The sequence below is a fragment of the Gemmata algarum genome (assembly GCF_034097035.1).
Lineage (GTDB): Bacteria > Planctomycetota > Planctomycetia > Gemmatales > Gemmataceae > Gemmata > Gemmata algarum.
Genome location: NZ_JAXBLV010000019.1, coordinates 1 through 13,525 on the forward strand (window position 1 = coordinate 1; position 13,525 = coordinate 13,525).

At 67.2% G+C, this 13,525-nt stretch carries 13 protein-coding genes; 6 read left to right on the top strand and 7 right to left on the bottom strand.

Annotation, left to right across the window (positions count from 1 at the left end):
• Positions 1-144: 144 nt before the first annotated feature.
• Together R5W23_RS03680 and R5W23_RS03685 are read right to left on the bottom strand one after the other, a co-directional pair.
• Positions 145-3,018, bottom strand: a complete 2,874-nt coding sequence (locus R5W23_RS03680; RefSeq protein WP_320685165.1) for a serine/threonine-protein kinase — start codon at positions 3,016-3,018, stop codon at positions 145-147.
• 28 nt (positions 3,019-3,046) lie between these two features.
• Complete coding sequence (locus tag R5W23_RS03685) at positions 3,047-3,673, bottom strand: sigma-70 family RNA polymerase sigma factor (protein ID WP_320685166.1); 627 nt, start codon at positions 3,671-3,673, stop codon at positions 3,047-3,049.
• Positions 3,674-3,851: 178 nt separating this feature from the next.
• On the opposite strand from R5W23_RS03685, the gene R5W23_RS03690 reads away from it, so the two are divergent.
• Complete coding sequence (locus tag R5W23_RS03690) at positions 3,852-4,583, top strand: M17 family peptidase N-terminal domain-containing protein (RefSeq protein ID WP_320685167.1); 732 nt, start codon at positions 3,852-3,854, stop codon at positions 4,581-4,583.
• Positions 4,584-4,702: 119 nt separating this feature from the next.
• Here the strand turns inward: R5W23_RS03690 and R5W23_RS03695 are convergent, their stop codons facing one another.
• A complete protein-coding gene (locus R5W23_RS03695; protein WP_407936103.1) occupies positions 4,703-5,908 on the bottom strand; it encodes an MFS transporter in 1,206 nt (401 codons plus the stop codon).
• Positions 5,909-6,114: 206 nt separating this feature from the next.
• Between R5W23_RS03695 and eboE the strand changes: the two genes are divergently transcribed.
• Positions 6,115-7,281, top strand: coding sequence for a metabolite traffic protein EboE (eboE, locus tag R5W23_RS03700; protein ID WP_320685169.1), 1,167 nt, complete (start codon positions 6,115-6,117; stop codon positions 7,279-7,281).
• Between the two features lie 140 nt (positions 7,282-7,421).
• Here the strand turns inward: eboE and R5W23_RS03705 are convergent, their stop codons facing one another.
• Genes R5W23_RS03705 through R5W23_RS03715 form a run of 3 tightly spaced genes read right to left on the bottom strand, consistent with a single transcriptional unit; the run spans position 7,422 to position 9,863 of the window.
• A complete protein-coding gene (locus R5W23_RS03705; RefSeq protein WP_320685170.1) occupies positions 7,422-8,231 on the bottom strand; it encodes an SDR family oxidoreductase in 810 nt (269 codons plus the stop codon).
• A gap of 37 nt (positions 8,232-8,268) precedes the next feature.
• Positions 8,269-8,565: a hypothetical protein gene (locus R5W23_RS03710; RefSeq protein ID WP_320685171.1), complete on the bottom strand. Its 297-nt coding sequence runs from the start codon at positions 8,563-8,565 to the stop codon at positions 8,269-8,271.
• 47 nt (positions 8,566-8,612) lie between these two features.
• Entirely contained in the window at positions 8,613-9,863 is a 1,251-nt protein-coding gene (locus R5W23_RS03715) for a tagaturonate epimerase family protein (protein WP_320685172.1), read from the bottom strand.
• 240 nt (positions 9,864-10,103) lie between these two features.
• Here R5W23_RS03715 and infA point away from each other — a divergent pair, with 240 nt between their 5' ends.
• The gene (infA, locus tag R5W23_RS03720) at positions 10,104-10,331 is read left to right on the top strand and encodes a translation initiation factor IF-1 (RefSeq protein ID WP_261186469.1); all 228 of its coding nucleotides are present in this window, start codon (positions 10,104-10,106) and stop codon (positions 10,329-10,331) included.
• A 64-nt stretch (positions 10,332-10,395) separates the two neighbouring features.
• On the opposite strand, the gene R5W23_RS03725 is transcribed toward infA, so the two are convergent.
• Positions 10,396-11,292 (bottom strand): WD40 repeat domain-containing protein, encoded by an 897-nt coding sequence (locus R5W23_RS03725; protein ID WP_261186468.1) that lies wholly within the window; start codon positions 11,290-11,292, stop codon positions 10,396-10,398.
• Positions 11,293-11,396: 104 nt separating this feature from the next.
• Here R5W23_RS03725 and R5W23_RS03730 point away from each other — a divergent pair, with 104 nt between their 5' ends.
• The 3 genes from R5W23_RS03730 to R5W23_RS03740 all read left to right on the top strand — a co-directional run bounded on the left by R5W23_RS03730 (position 11,397) and on the right by R5W23_RS03740 (position 13,369).
• Positions 11,397-11,675 (top strand): hypothetical protein, encoded by a 279-nt coding sequence (locus tag R5W23_RS03730; protein WP_261186467.1) that lies wholly within the window; start codon positions 11,397-11,399, stop codon positions 11,673-11,675.
• Between the two features lie 25 nt (positions 11,676-11,700).
• Positions 11,701-12,201 (top strand): NUDIX hydrolase, encoded by a 501-nt coding sequence (locus R5W23_RS03735; protein ID WP_261186466.1) that lies wholly within the window; start codon positions 11,701-11,703, stop codon positions 12,199-12,201.
• A gap of 151 nt (positions 12,202-12,352) precedes the next feature.
• Positions 12,353-13,369, top strand: coding sequence for a serine/threonine-protein kinase (locus R5W23_RS03740; RefSeq protein ID WP_261186465.1), 1,017 nt, complete (start codon positions 12,353-12,355; stop codon positions 13,367-13,369).
• Positions 13,370-13,525: the final 156 nt, after the last annotated feature.

Here is a 13,525-nt window from a genome sequence, read left to right on the forward strand (position 1 = left end):
CAACTGCGTAACTCCTAATAAAGTCGAATTCGCGCGCTGGAGCGCGGGCCTCCGGCCCGCCGGTTCGCAGCCCGGCCTCTTTGTTTGTGCCAGCAGATTACCCGAACGACGGGAGGCCGAAAGCCCGCGCGACTGCGCAGCCGACTACCGGCCCAAAACGAGCTGCTCGGCCTCGCGCCGCAAGATCTGATAAATCCAGGTCTCCCGATTGTCCGCAGGCGCCGCCGCCCAGTCGAACGACCGAACGGCGGCAGCCAGCGTCTTCTGGGCCAGTTCGGTCTTGCCGCGGCGGCGCTGGACCATCGCCAGGACGAAACCGGGGGCCGGCCCCAGCACCTTCCCGCCGTCCCCGGTCAGAGCGGCCGTTGCGGCGTCCAGACGACCCGCGCGGTACTCGCCGAGGCCCTTTGCGAAGAGGAAATACGGTCGCGCCCAGACCGGCCCGGGGGGCTGTGATTGCGTGAGCGCGCGGTCGATGAGTGCGACCGCGCGTTTTAACTGATCCGCGTCCGGCACCGGGCGCAGCAAGTACGTTCGGCCGACCCGCTCGGCCACGCACGGGTCGGTCGTCGCTCCGAACCGTTCGACCAAGACTTTCCGGACACGAAGGTACTCGTCCTCGTCGCCAAGGAGCAGACACAGTTCGGCGTAGCCGTCCCATTCGTCGTGCGTCGGTGGGTCCGCCGCAATCGCCTTCGCCCACGCGACCCGGGCGTCCGTCGTTCGGCCGCTGGCGAACAAAAGTGCTCGCAGACTCCGCTGGGTGCCAGACAGCCGCGGATCGAGTTCCACCACCCGCTGGTACTGGGTCAGGGCTTCGGTTTTCCGACCGATTGCTTGCAGGCTGTCGCCGTATGCCGACCGGAGGATGGCGGTGTCCGGGGCGAACTTCAACCCCATCTCGGCCATCGCGATCGCTTCGTGGTGGTCCCCCTTCGCGGACAGTGCAATGGCCGCGTTGTAGTAGGACGGGAAACACGCCGGGTCGAGCCGCATGGCGGTGCGGTACTGCTCGACGGCCTCACCGGGACGCGCGCACCGGGACAGCGCGATGCCCAGGTTGTGGTACACGACGGCCGCGTCCGGCCGCAGGGCCTGGGCCACCTGAAGGTAGCGGAGGGCGTCTTCGCACCGCCCGGCCAGATCGAGCATCCGGCCGAGGCCGTGGTTCACCCAAAAATCCCCCGGGTGGGCGTGCCGGACCCGGGTCAGGAACGGCACCGGGTCTCCACCGCGGGCGTGTAACGCCTCGGCCAGCGCCAACATCAGCGGCACGGACTCCTGATCGACGCGGGCCGCTTCCAGCAACTCCGCAAGCGCCTTCCGGTCTTCACGGGTGGTGGGGTCACGAGCCGCCGATTGCCAAGCGGTCGGGTCGGGTTCCGCCCGCCCGGCCACGTCGAGGAGCCAGTTCCGGCGCTCGACAGGAGCGGGAAGAATGGCCCAGTCGTCGAGCGCCGCCACCAGTGCGGTTCGGACGAACGACTCCCGGACTCGGTCCGCCACCGCTTCCGCGGGCTCGCCCGGGCCGCCGAGCCCGGCGCCGCGGAACGCGGCCTCGTAAGCGGCGGCGGCCCGCTCGTAGGCCATCACACCGCCCTGCGACTCCGAGCGGTTCAGGCGAATCGCGTCCAGCCGCGCCACGAGGTCGAGGTCGCCAGCGCCCTGGGCCGCGAGGCCCTGGTGCTCGGTTAGTCCGCCGTTTGCGAGCCGAACCTGCACCCGGTCCAGTACCGCGCGGGCTTCCCCCCAGCGTGATTTCTGCAAGAGGGTACGCATTTCCGCCAGATCGTCCGCGGCCGCCCGCTCGGCCGCCGCTCGCTCCGCCACCCGCCCGCGTTCGGCCGCGGCCCGATCCGCGACCAGCCACCACGCCCCACTTAAACCGACGACGGCGAGTAGCACGACAACCCCGACCGTGGCTGAGAACGCCGGCCGACGCCGCACCCGGCGCGCGAGCCGCTCCAGTCGCCCGTCCGGCCGGGCCGCGATGGCTTCGCCGCGGAGGAAGCGCTCGAGATCGTCGGCGAGCAGCGCCGCGCCGCCGTACCGGCGGTGTGGCTCTTTCTGAAGGCAAACCAGGCAGATGGTTTCAACGTCGCGGGGAACGGTGACGATCACCCGCGCCGGCGGAGTCGGCTCGGCGTTGACCACCAGGTGAACCGTCTCTCCCGCGGTCCGCCCCCGGAACGGCGGTCGACCGGTGAGCAACTCGTACAGGATCGCCCCCAGCGCGTACACATCGGCGGCCGGACCGGCAGGTGCGGCGGCGGCCCGGGTCTGCTCTGGGGCCATATAGTTCGGCGTTCCGAGCGCGGCGCCGCTCTGCGTCAGCCCGGCCGCGTCGTCGAGCAGTCGGGCGAGCCCGAAGTCGCTGATCTTCGGTGTGCCGTCCGGGGTAATGAGGACGTTGGCCGGCTTGAGGTCGCGGTGAACCACTCCGACCCGGTGCGCCTCGGCGACGGCCCGGGCGAGCGCCGCGACCAGGGCGCACGCTTGGCGCGCCGGTTGAGGGGCGCCACCGAGTGACTCGGCGAGCGTGCCCCCCTCGACGTACTCCATCGTGTAGTACGTCTGCCCCTCGGCCTCGCCGACATCGTACACGGCCACGATGTTGGGGTGCCGCAACTTGGCCGCCGCCGCGGCCTCGCGCACGAACCGCTCCCGCTCGCGCGGCCCCGCGTACGCCCCGGCGAGGGCCATCTTCAACGCGACCGGGCGGTTGAGCCGGAGGTGCCGCGCCCGGAAGACGATCCCCATCCCGCCGCGGCCCACGACCGCCTCCACCGCGTAGCCGGGCACGCACGGGAGCCGGTCGGTGCGGCCGGGCGGGGCCGGCGCGCCGTCGTTCGACGGGGGGAGCCAGGCGTCGAGTTCGCCCCGCAAATCGCAGATGCGCTGCCACCGCCGGCGGACCTCTGGCAGCAGTTCGGGCACCTCCGCGCAGACCTCTTCGGGGGTGCGGCCGGAGTCGAGCAGTTCGTCAAGCAGTTCGTCGATGGTAGACGGGTCGGACATGCTCGGCCTTCTTACGTGTCAAATCGGTTCACCCGCTATTACTCTGAGCGGAACCGGTCGTCCCTTCGATCGGTTGCAGGTCCGCGAGCAGGTCGGCGAGCAACCGCAGGGCGCGATCGACCCGACGCTTGATCGTTGTCGCGGACACGCCGAGCACGGCCGCCGCCTCCGTCATCGGTAGCCCCTGAACCCGGACCAGGTCGAACGCGTCCCGCTCGTCGGGCGGCAGCTCGTCGATCGTCCGCAGGATACGACGGCCGGTCGGCGAGAGGCTGGAGTCGCCCCCCGGCGCGGGCACCTCGTCCCCGACCTCTTCGGCCCGCGGCTGCTCGTCCAGCCGGCGTGCCAGGTCGTTCAGCTCCCACCGGATGTGCTGGCTCGCGAGCGCGAAGAACTGCCGCACGTTGGCCGGGCGGGCCTCCCGGAGCGCCTTCAGCAGCCGCTCGACGACGGCCCCGATCACCTCGTCCGCGTGCAGGTTCAGCGGGGGCCGGGTCAACCGCGGGTACCCGCGGTGGAGGAGCGTTGCGCACAGGTAACCGAGGCGGTGGGCCGACCGCCCGAGCAGCGAGCGGACGATCGGCTCGGCGGGGGAATCGCCTGCGATGTCGTCAAGGAACTGCTGAACCAGTGCGGTGGTCTCACCTGCGGCCATGAGTTCGCGCCCTACCGAGCGGTTCGGGTACGGGCGGGTCAAGTTCGCGGTGGTGCCCACCCACGCTTAGCTATTCTAGGGCGGCACGTTGGCACCGCCTTCCAGCACAGGACCCCGGCGAATTCCTTCGCCACTTGGCTGACCGACACGTACTAACCATCCGACAGAAGGAGCCGATATGTTTCGAGCCGCACTCGTCGCGTTCGCCACACTCTTCGCCCCGTCCGCCGTCCCCGCGCGCGGGGACGATGCGAACGCGGTCAAGGAGACCGTCGTCGCCGGCCCGGGGCCGGTGGCCCTCAAAGTGCGCATGGAGGGACCGTACACGGCGGACGTGCCGCTCCAGGTGGTCTGCTACTTCAAGTACACCGAGGCCGGGGCGAAAAAGATGACCGGCGCTCCGGTCGAACTGGACAAACACCTGGGCGGCGTCATTGCGGCACTTCGCGAACGCGGCGAGTTTGCGGGCGACGAACTCGAAACGGTGCTCATTACTCCGCCGGAAGGGGACATCAAAGCGAAAGCGCTTCTGCTCGTCGGGCTCGGGGAAGAAGGGAAACTGTCGCTGCAACTCATGGAGCGGGTGGGGCGCGTTGCAGCTCGGGAAGCGGTCCGGCTCGGCGCGAAGAAGGTCGCGTTCGCCCCGCTTCTTCGGGACCAGGGGAACGACAAGTTCAAGACCGGTGATGTCGAGGCCGCGGTCGTCCGAGGGGCGCTGACCGCCTACGACACCGAGCGCCGGCTCCAAAAGGAAGGGCTGGGCAAGGGGGCCACAATCGAGGAGTGGTGGGTCGAGGCCGGCCCGGCCTACTACGACGAAACGGTCGCGGGGGTGAAGCAGGCCGTGGCCGGAGCGACCGAACTCATCAAGGCCCGGAACGCGGCGCCGTACACCTCGAAGGGAAAGTAGCGACCGACGGGCCGCAGTTATCGATGTTTGCTTTGTCTGTTGGATTTGTGGCACAGGCATTCCTGCCTGTGCCACAAGAAACAAACACAACCAACCGGTCATGCAACCCAAACAGCCCATCACTTCGGGCTGCGAAGGTTCGGCAGCAGGGCCGTCAGCAGGCCGATGAGCGGCAGGAACGAGCACACCTTGTACACGTACCCGATGCTCGTCTGGTCCGCGAGCCAGCCCAGCACCGCCGCACCGAGGCCGCCCATTCCGAACGCGAACCCGAAGAACAACCCGGCCACCATTCCCACCCGGCTTGGCAGTAGTTCCTGCGCGTAGACCATAATGGCCGAGAACGCCGACGCCAGGATCAGTCCGATCGGCACGGTCAGCACCGTCGTCCAAAACAGGTTCGAATAGGGCAGGATCAAAGTGAACGGCAGCACGCCGAGGATCGAGCCCCAGATCACCGCTTTGAACCCGATCCGGTCCCCAACCGGGCCGCCGAGGAACGTCCCCGCGGCCACCGCCCCGAGGAACACGAACAGTCGGACCTGCGCGCCTTGGACCGACACGTCGAACGTCTCGATCAGGTACAGCGTGTAGTAGCTGCTCAGGCTCGCCAGGTAGAAATACTTGGAGAAGATCAGGCACAGCAGCACCCCGATGGCGAACGCCGCTTTGCCCGCCGACACGGGCGGTTGTGTCGGGCGCGACTTCTTCGTTACGCGCGCCGCCAAATGTGCGCGGTACCACCGCCCGACGCGGAATAGGATCACCATCGCGGCCACCGCCGCGACCGAGAACCAGGCGATGCTCCCCTGGCCCCACGGCACCACGACGAACGCGGCGAGCAGCGGCCCCGCGGCCGACCCGGCGTTCCCGCCCACCTGGAACAGGGACTGCGCGAACCCGTGCCGCCCGCCGGAGGCCAGCCGCGCGACCCGCGACGCCTCCGGGTGGAAGACCGCCGATCCGACGCCGACGAGGGCCGCCGCGAGCAGGATGAGGGGAAAGGTGTTCGCCACCGACAGCAGGAGCAAACCGCCGAGCGTGACGCTCATCCCCAGCGTCAGGGAGAACGGGAGGGGGCAGCGGTCGGTGTACAGGCCGACGAGCGGTTGAAGGAGCGACGCGGTAAGCTGGAAAGCCAGGGTGATGAGCCCGATCTGCGTGTACGTGAGGGCGTAGGACTCTTTGAGCACCGGGTACACGGCCGAAATCAGCGACTGGATGGTGTCGTTTAGCAGGTGCGACACGCTGAGCGCCGCGATAACCGTGAGTGCCGTCGTTGCCGCCGCCGGGGCCGTTTGTTTTTCTTCCGTTCCGACCACCACATACCCTCGTGTTAATCCGTCTCCCCACCGACACCGCTCGCGCCGCCGAAGTTCGCCGTGTCGAGAGGAAAGGATACCCCCGTGCCGGGGCACGCATTACGTGATATCCTCATATCCTCGGAGCGATCCCCACCGTTGCAAGGAACGTGGGCTCCGGCGGTATCTCGAGTTGCCCTCCGCCGCGCCTGTCCGACGAGGAACCCGTGATGGCGCTCAGCCGTTTGCCGCTTGGATACTGCGCCAACGTCCACCCGGCCCAAACCTTCGCCGACCTCCTCAGCGGCCTCGACCGCTTCACCGTGCCCGTGATGCGACGGGTCGGGCGCCCGCTGGGAGCCGGGCTCTGGCTCGCTCAGCCGGTCGTCGATGAAGTTCTGGCCACGCCGCACGGTCCCGCCCGACTCGCCGACGAAATGACGCGCCGCGGGCTCACGGCGTACACCTTTAACGCGTTTCCTTACGGCGATTTCCACGCCGCACGGGTGAAAGAGAACGTGTACCTGCCGGACTGGACCACGGCGGAGCGGCTGGCTTACACGGAGCGCTGTGCGACCGTGCTCTCCGGATTGCTGCCCGAAGGCGGGGAAGGGTCCATCTCGACTCTGCCGATCGGTTTCAAGGGGTTCGACAACCAGCCCGGGTTCCTTCAGGCTGCCGAGCGACTCACTGACTGCGCACTCACGCTGGCCCGCCTTGCGGCCGAGAACGGCCGCGTGATCCGGGTGGCGATCGAGCCCGAGCCGTTCTGCCTGCTCGAAACGACGGAAGAGACGATCGAGTTCTTCCACGTTCTTTGGGGAGTGGCCGCCGCGCGCGGGGCGGAAGAGGCCGTGCGGGAGCACATCGGGGTGTGCTACGATGTCTGCCATCAGGCGGTAGAATTCGAGGACCCCGCAGCCTGCGTCGTTGCTCTCGATCGGGCAGGGGTGCGGGTGAACAAGGTCCAGGTGAGTTGCGCCGTCGAGTTGACGCACCCGTCCGATAACCGTGCGGGGCGTGATGCTTTGCGCCAGTTCGTCGAACCGCGGTACTTGCACCAAGTGTTCGCGCGGTTGCGCGACGGCCGGACGGTTGGCGCGGTGGACCTGACCCCGGAGTTCCTGAACGATCCCGGACCGGAGTTCAAATCGGCCGAGGTGTGGCGCGTCCACTTCCACGTTCCGGTGGACGCAGAACGGCTCGGGCCGCTCGGAACGACGCGGTCCGCACTCGTTCCGGCCCTCGCCGCCGTCGCGGCGCTGAGCTATGCCCCGCACATCGAGGTGGAAACGTACACCTGGTCGGTGATGCCAGGGCAGGGGGCGTCCGATCTGGTGACGGGCCTGACGAACGAGATCGAAGCCACCCAAAAGATCATGAACGGCCTCGGGTGACGGCTGATGGTTGTTGTCTTTGTGGCACAGACATTTCTGTCGGTGCGTCATTGATTCGTCCCACCGACGGGAATGTCTGTGCCACAAAGACAACAACCCGGACAGACACGAGGCGAAGTGATCGGTCGCGTTGGCCGAAGCTAGATCGTGACGGACGAGAAGCCGCCGTCCACGACGATGTTCTGCCCGGTTACGAACCCGGACGCCCGGTGCGAGGCCAACCACACCGTCGCGCCCGCGAGCTCTTCGGCGGTCCCGAACCGGCTCATCGGGGTGTGCCCGATGATCGCTTGGCCGCGCTCGGTGTAGGTGCCGTCGTCCTTCAGGAGCATCCGGCGGTTCTGTTCTGCCGGGAAGAATCCCGGGCTGATCGCGTTCACCCGCACGCCCTTCGTGGCCCACTCGCGCGCCAGCCACAGAGTCAGGTTCAGCACCGCGGCCTTCGAGGCCGAGTACGCCACCACCCGCGACAGCGGGGTGATGCTAGCCATCGACGCGATGTTGATGATGCTGCCTTTGCCCGCCGCCACCATCTTCTCGCCGAAGATCTGGCACGGGTAAAGGGTCCCCCCGACGAGGTTCAGGTCGAACACCGCGTTCCACCCCTCGGCGCCCATCTTGCAGAAGTCGCCGCCGGGCGCGATGGTCCCTTCGGGTTTGTTCCCCCCGGCCCCGTTAATCAGAACCGTGACGTTGCCGAGCTTGGAAATGATCGCGTCGCGGGCGGCGGTGAGCGACTCGCGGCTCATGGCGTCCGCGGACACGAAGATCGCTTTCCCGCCGGCCTGCTCGATGGCGCGAACGCGCTCCAGGCCGCGCTCCTCGCTGCGGCCGACCACCGCGACGGTCGCGCCGGCGGCCGCGAGCGCGTCGGCCATCGCACCGCCGAGCACCCCGGTCCCACCGAGCACCGCGGCCACCTCGCCCGTGAGGTCGAACAGATTCGTCATCGCATTTCCCGTGAAAGTGATGTTCAGTCGTGTGCCATCATGCCGCGTGAATGATCTCTGGAGGTGCAAGGCCGTTTTCCGCCTCGGCTTCGAAAACTACTTCCGTTCCAGTTCCGACAACGGCTTTCAATGCCACTGCCAGCGCTCGCCCTGCTGCGTTGAACGAGGCGAGATCAAAATCGTCCTTGAGACGGTCCCAGAATCGTTCGATCCAAGTTGCGAATCGCAGTATTAGGTTTTCTGGCAGTCCGAGCGCTTTGGCTCGTACCATGCCGTGTCGGAATGGTCCAACAGCATCATCGACCCAAATTCCGGAGCTTCCATACTCCGCCATGACACGCAACCGTGTCGGGAACTGGGGCTGGCGCGGCAAGGTTAGTCTCACCCAAGGAACAGCGGCTTCAGGTGTCGGTCGAACAGGTTCGTGGTCACGTTGCGCGACACCGCAGCCTCGCACGCCTTCAGCGCGTCGAGGTACTGTGTGCCCATTTGTGCCGCCACCTTGAACCCGACGTGGATCAACTGCCGCAGCGACGGGTTGAACAGCGGGTTCGACTGGTCGTGGCGCAGCGCGCCGACGAACTGCTCCGAGGTCCAGCCGCTCACCTCGTCGGCGCCCGGCAGTTGCGCGGCGTCGATGTCGATGACGGTCGCGTAGGGGGCGCACAGCTCGTCCTTCTTGGCGAGCGCCTTGCTGTAGATGGTTTTCGCCAGGGCCAGCCCCGCGCCGCCGCTCTCGGCCAGCCCGATCACCTCTTCGAGCCATGTGGTGCCGGCGGTCTTGAGGTGAACCCCGGCGCCCGTGTCCCGTAGGGCACGGCGGATCGGGCCGTACAGCGAGAACTTGTCGCTTCCGGAGTGGACGCTCAGCTTCAGGTTCGTCGGGAGCCGATATTTTTGCACTGCGTAGGCGATGACGGCTAGGTCGTCGCGGAACTCGCGCTCGAACTGCGCCACGTCGCCGACGTAATCGACGCCCTTGTTGAACCGGCCGGTGAACTTCGGGGCGATGGTCTGGAGCGGCACCCGCTCGTCCGCCAGCGCTGCCAGGATCAGGAGCAGCTCTTGCGGCGTTTGGGGGGCGTCGGTCTCGTCCATCGACACTTCGGTGATGAAGTTGTCCGACCCCTTCGACCACGAAATCTTGTTGTAGATCGCGCCCGCGTCCTTGACGGCCTTGAGGTATTTGCCGATGATCCGGGCGATGTCCGCGGGCGCGAGGGTGAACGGCTCGGACACCCCGGGGATGGCGATGGTGCCGAGCAGCTCCGGGTGTCGCGTGGTGAAGATCTTGACCGCGTCAGCAGTGGCCGGCAGCCCGATGGAGTCGGCCACGTCGATCGTGTAGAAGTCGCACGCCGGCAGGAAGCGCTCCACGGTGTCGATCCGAATGTGGTCGGCGTCAACGTGGTACGGCCCGGCCCACTTGAGCTCTTTCACCGCGGCGTCCGCGCTGGCGCGGACGCCGGCCGGGTCCGAGCCGATAATGGTGTGCTCGCGGTTGGACTTGTTCCACACGGGGACCACGTCGGCCCCGGCGGCGGCGGCGAGCTGGCACGCGCGGAGCTGCGCTCTGGCCTGGTGTGCGAACCGGTCGCCGACCCCGATCGAGAACTTGCCGAGCGTGAGCATGAGGGGACAGCCTTGGGGTGTGGTGAGGGTGATTGTAGCGGGCCGTCGTGCCATTTACGACGTGGGGGCTGCTATTCGACTGGCGGGCGCGCCGCGAATCTGTAACCAGTCTCGTAACCCAGGCAGTCGCGCGATACAATATAACTAGTGTGCCTACACCCGGGCGCATCCCGAGCGCGATTGTGCTCGTTTCTCGCTCCCGACTTCGCCCATTCCTCGAAGAGGTTCGATACCGGTAATATGCAAAAAACAAAAGAAGAGGCGATTGAAGTAGAGGGCCGCGTGACGCAGGCCCTCGCGAACACCACCTTCCGCGTCCAACTGGACATCGGCGGGGAGGTGATCGCGCACATCGGTGGTAAGATGCGGAAGCACTACATCCGCATCATCCCGGGCGACCGGGTGAAGGTGGAGATCTCGCCGTACGACCTGACGAAGGGGCGGATCACCTTCCGTATCCGTGGTTAGTCGGCACTCGCCTGGCGCCGGCGCGAGCCGGCGCGGCTGACCATCGACCGCCGAACGCACCTACTCAATCCGCGTCCCACACGACGACGCGCCCCAGGTCGCCACCCGCTGCGAGCCGCAACCCGTCCGGGGCGTAGCTCACGCAGTACACACGGCCGATATCCCATTTGAAGTTGGTGCGCTCCTTCCCAGTGGCAACGTCCCACAGCCGCACCGTGAAGTCAAAGCTGCCCGTGGCGACGGTTCTCCCGTCCGGCGAAAACGCGACAGACAGCACCTGTCCTTTGTGCCCTTTTAGAACGGCCCGTTCGCGCTTGGTCCGGAGGTCGTAGAGCTTGGCGTTCCAGTCGCACGCGACCGCGAGCGCCGAACCGTCCGAGCTGAGCGCCAGGGACGGGCAATTGCTCGGCTGGGGGAACTCGATGGGCTTTGGTGTGGTGATGTCCCACACCTGGACCTTACGGTGGCCCGTTGTCCAGGCGACCATTTTCTTCGACCGACTCGCGGTGATCGTTCTGACGCCGTTGGGTTCGAAGAAGTGGGGGCTCAGCTTTCGGTCGCTCGACACGTCCCATATCTCTAACGTGGCGCCGTTCTTGCCTGCCGCGCCGATCGCGATGGTTTGCTCGTTAATGACCGCGAGCGACGTGACCGGCCTGGATGCGTGGGACCCGACGGCTTTCCACCCGTCTTCGACCTGTTGGTAGCTGTGCCAGCCGGATGCGCCGCCCACGAACAACAGGTTGCCGCTGGGCGAAAAACTCACGGCATGGACGGGCAACGCCTTGGGGGTGCGTTCCTGAAGCGGCACCACGTGTCCGCCGGCGTTGCGCACGAAGGCGGACCCGTCGCGGGCGCCTGTGGCGAGCGCCGAGCCGTCGGGGGAGAAGGCGACGGCGTACACAACCGCTTTGTGAACAACGGTGGCCGTCTCGTCCCTGTGGTCTTCGAAAAGGAGCATCGTCCGATCAACTCCGCGACAGCCGACCCGAATCGGGCTCCCCACGACCGGCTCCGATCCGGTATTCTGGGAATTGTACACCCAAACTCGGCGCGTGCGACAACATGGAAATCGAGTGGACCGAGCGCGACCCTGGCACCAGGGACAAGCGCACCGTGCGGGCCGAGCGGTTCGCCCGCAAATGGGGTTTCAAAGTGCAGGCCCGCCGGTACGAGCCGTGGGTGACCGTGTCCCAGCCCTCGCGGGACATGTGGGAGACGCTGCTCGACGCGCTCGAGCGCCGCTACCCCCGCCGCGAAGGAGTGACGGACGAAGACCTGAAGCAGGTTCGCGCCATCGTCGCGGCCCTGCCGGCAGAGGAGGCCGGTTCGCCCGGCGAGTGACGCCTTTTGTTCGCAGGACGCACACATGCCTTACACGCCGGTCCTTGCTACCCTCGGCTACGTGTTTTCACCGGACGGGACCCGCGTGCTGATGGTCCACCGGAATGCCCGCCCGGGGGACATGCACCTCGGCAAGTACAACGGGCTGGGCGGGAAGCTCGAACCGGGCGAGGACGTGGTCGCCGGGATGCGACGCGAGATCCGCGAGGAAGCCGGTATCGAGTGTGACGCGATCCAACTGGCGGGAACGATTTCGTGGCCCGGGTTCGGAAAGGGTGGCGAGGACTGGTTCGGATTCATCTTTCGCGTGAATCGGTTCACCGGCGTCCCGCACACCGCCAACGCCGAAGGGACGTTGGAGTGGGTGGACATCGAGCGGGTGCCGACACTTCCGCTTTGGCCGGGTGACAAGTTCTTTCTCCCGCTCGTTTTTGACCGCGCGAGCCCGCAGTTCCACGGCGTCATGCCGTACCGAGACGGCTGCCCGATGTCTTGGAACTGTAGCACCGTTGCCGCCAACGTTTGATTGTGCAGGTCGGGGTGATTTCGTCGGATCGGGGAGAAACCGGCTTCGCGCGTCTTCATGCCTACCGGGGTGTGCTACAGTTCGGCAGGAATTCAGTCCCTCCCTCCGCCGCGCGACACCGGCAGCGGAACGATTCACAGGGGATGTGGTGTTGTCTGCCCTTCCCAACAACATCCGTTCGACCACACCCGGCGCGTTCGTACCCGCCGTCGGCGCGGAGCCGTCGCCGGGGTACCGGCTCCGGTGCGTCCGTGGTCGCGGCGGGTTCGCCGAGGTGTGGGAGGCGGAATCGCCGATTGGGCCGCCGGTGGCGCTCAAGTTCATGCCCACCTCGAACACCGCCACCACGGCCCGCGAGTTGCGCTCGGTGAAGTCCTTCCAGGGAATGGAGCACCCGTACATCGTTAAGACGTACGACGTGTGGTCCATCCCGGGCTACCTCGTTATCAACATGGAACTGGCCGAGGCGACCCTCCTCGACCTGATGCAGGTGTACCGCGACGAGTTGGGGCAGGATGTCGAACCGGCGACCCTTTGCCTGTACCTCTGGCAGGTGGCCGACGCGCTGGACTTCCTGAACGCCCGGCAGCACGTCCGCGACGGCCGGCGGGTCGGGTTCCAGCACGGCGACGTGAAGCCGAACAACATACTGCTGTTCGGTGATGTGGCGAAGCTCACCGACCACGGCCTAGCGACCCCGACGCACGCCGCGAGCACGCCGTGCGCGCGCCAGGGGACGCGCGAGTACGCGGCCCCGGAAGTGTTCCTCGGGGCCGTTACCGACTGGTCGGATCAGTTCAGTCTGGCGGTCACGTATTACGCGCTCCGCACGGGGACGTTTCCGTTCGCGCCGCCGGTGAAGGCCGCGTCCCGGTCGTCGCTGCGCCCGCTCGCCAACCTGGGCGGCGTGACCGATGCCGAACAGCCGGCCCTGCGGCGTGCGCTGGCCCCGGTGCCCCAGGAGCGGTTCCCGAGCTGTCTGGAGTTCATGGCGGCGCTGCTCAGGGCGCTCAAACTGCGGGTGGAACTGCCCGACGGCGAGGGCGGCCGGATGAAGGTGACGCGCGAGGCGGCGATCAGCGCCGGTTCCGGGGCGCGCAGACTGCCGACCCCCGCACTGAGCGTGTCATCCGCGGTACGAAAGCCGCCGTTCGGCAGTGGCGCGTAGCTGCTACACTTGCGGCCTGAGAAGTAGTGGACCATCAACTCCGCCCCTGTGCGTGCGGGAAAAAACGGAATCCGTTGATCCGGTTGGCCGCAGGGCGCCCGGACTGGGTGCTGCGGCATCAGGACGGGGCCGGTCGAGCCGACTGCCGTTGTCGGC

What these genes read in the sequence shown, in the direction of transcription:
- R5W23_RS03715 (WP_320685172.1), bottom strand. Translation starts at nt 9,863, where the DNA reads ATGCTCACGCTCGGCAAGTTCTCGATCGGGGTCGGCGACCGGTTCGCA.
- R5W23_RS03735 (WP_261186466.1), top strand. Translation starts at nt 11,701, where the DNA reads ATGCCTTACACGCCGGTCCTTGCTACCCTCGGCTACGTGTTTTCACCG.
- eboE (WP_320685169.1), top strand. Translation starts at nt 6,115, where the DNA reads ATGGCGCTCAGCCGTTTGCCGCTTGGATACTGCGCCAACGTCCACCCG.
- R5W23_RS03680 (WP_320685165.1), bottom strand. Translation starts at nt 3,018, where the DNA reads ATGTCCGACCCGTCTACCATCGACGAACTGCTTGACGAACTGCTCGAC.
- R5W23_RS03730 (WP_261186467.1), top strand. Translation starts at nt 11,397, where the DNA reads ATGGAAATCGAGTGGACCGAGCGCGACCCTGGCACCAGGGACAAGCGC.
- R5W23_RS03690 (WP_320685167.1), top strand. Translation starts at nt 3,852, where the DNA reads ATGTTTCGAGCCGCACTCGTCGCGTTCGCCACACTCTTCGCCCCGTCC.
- infA (WP_261186469.1), top strand. Translation starts at nt 10,104, where the DNA reads ATGCAAAAAACAAAAGAAGAGGCGATTGAAGTAGAGGGCCGCGTGACG.
- R5W23_RS03685 (WP_320685166.1), bottom strand. Translation starts at nt 3,673, where the DNA reads ATGGCCGCAGGTGAGACCACCGCACTGGTTCAGCAGTTCCTTGACGAC.
- R5W23_RS03725 (WP_261186468.1), bottom strand. Translation starts at nt 11,292, where the DNA reads ATGCTCCTTTTCGAAGACCACAGGGACGAGACGGCCACCGTTGTTCAC.
- R5W23_RS03705 (WP_320685170.1), bottom strand. Translation starts at nt 8,231, where the DNA reads ATGACGAATCTGTTCGACCTCACGGGCGAGGTGGCCGCGGTGCTCGGT.
- R5W23_RS03710 (WP_320685171.1), bottom strand. Translation starts at nt 8,565, where the DNA reads ATGGCGGAGTATGGAAGCTCCGGAATTTGGGTCGATGATGCTGTTGGA.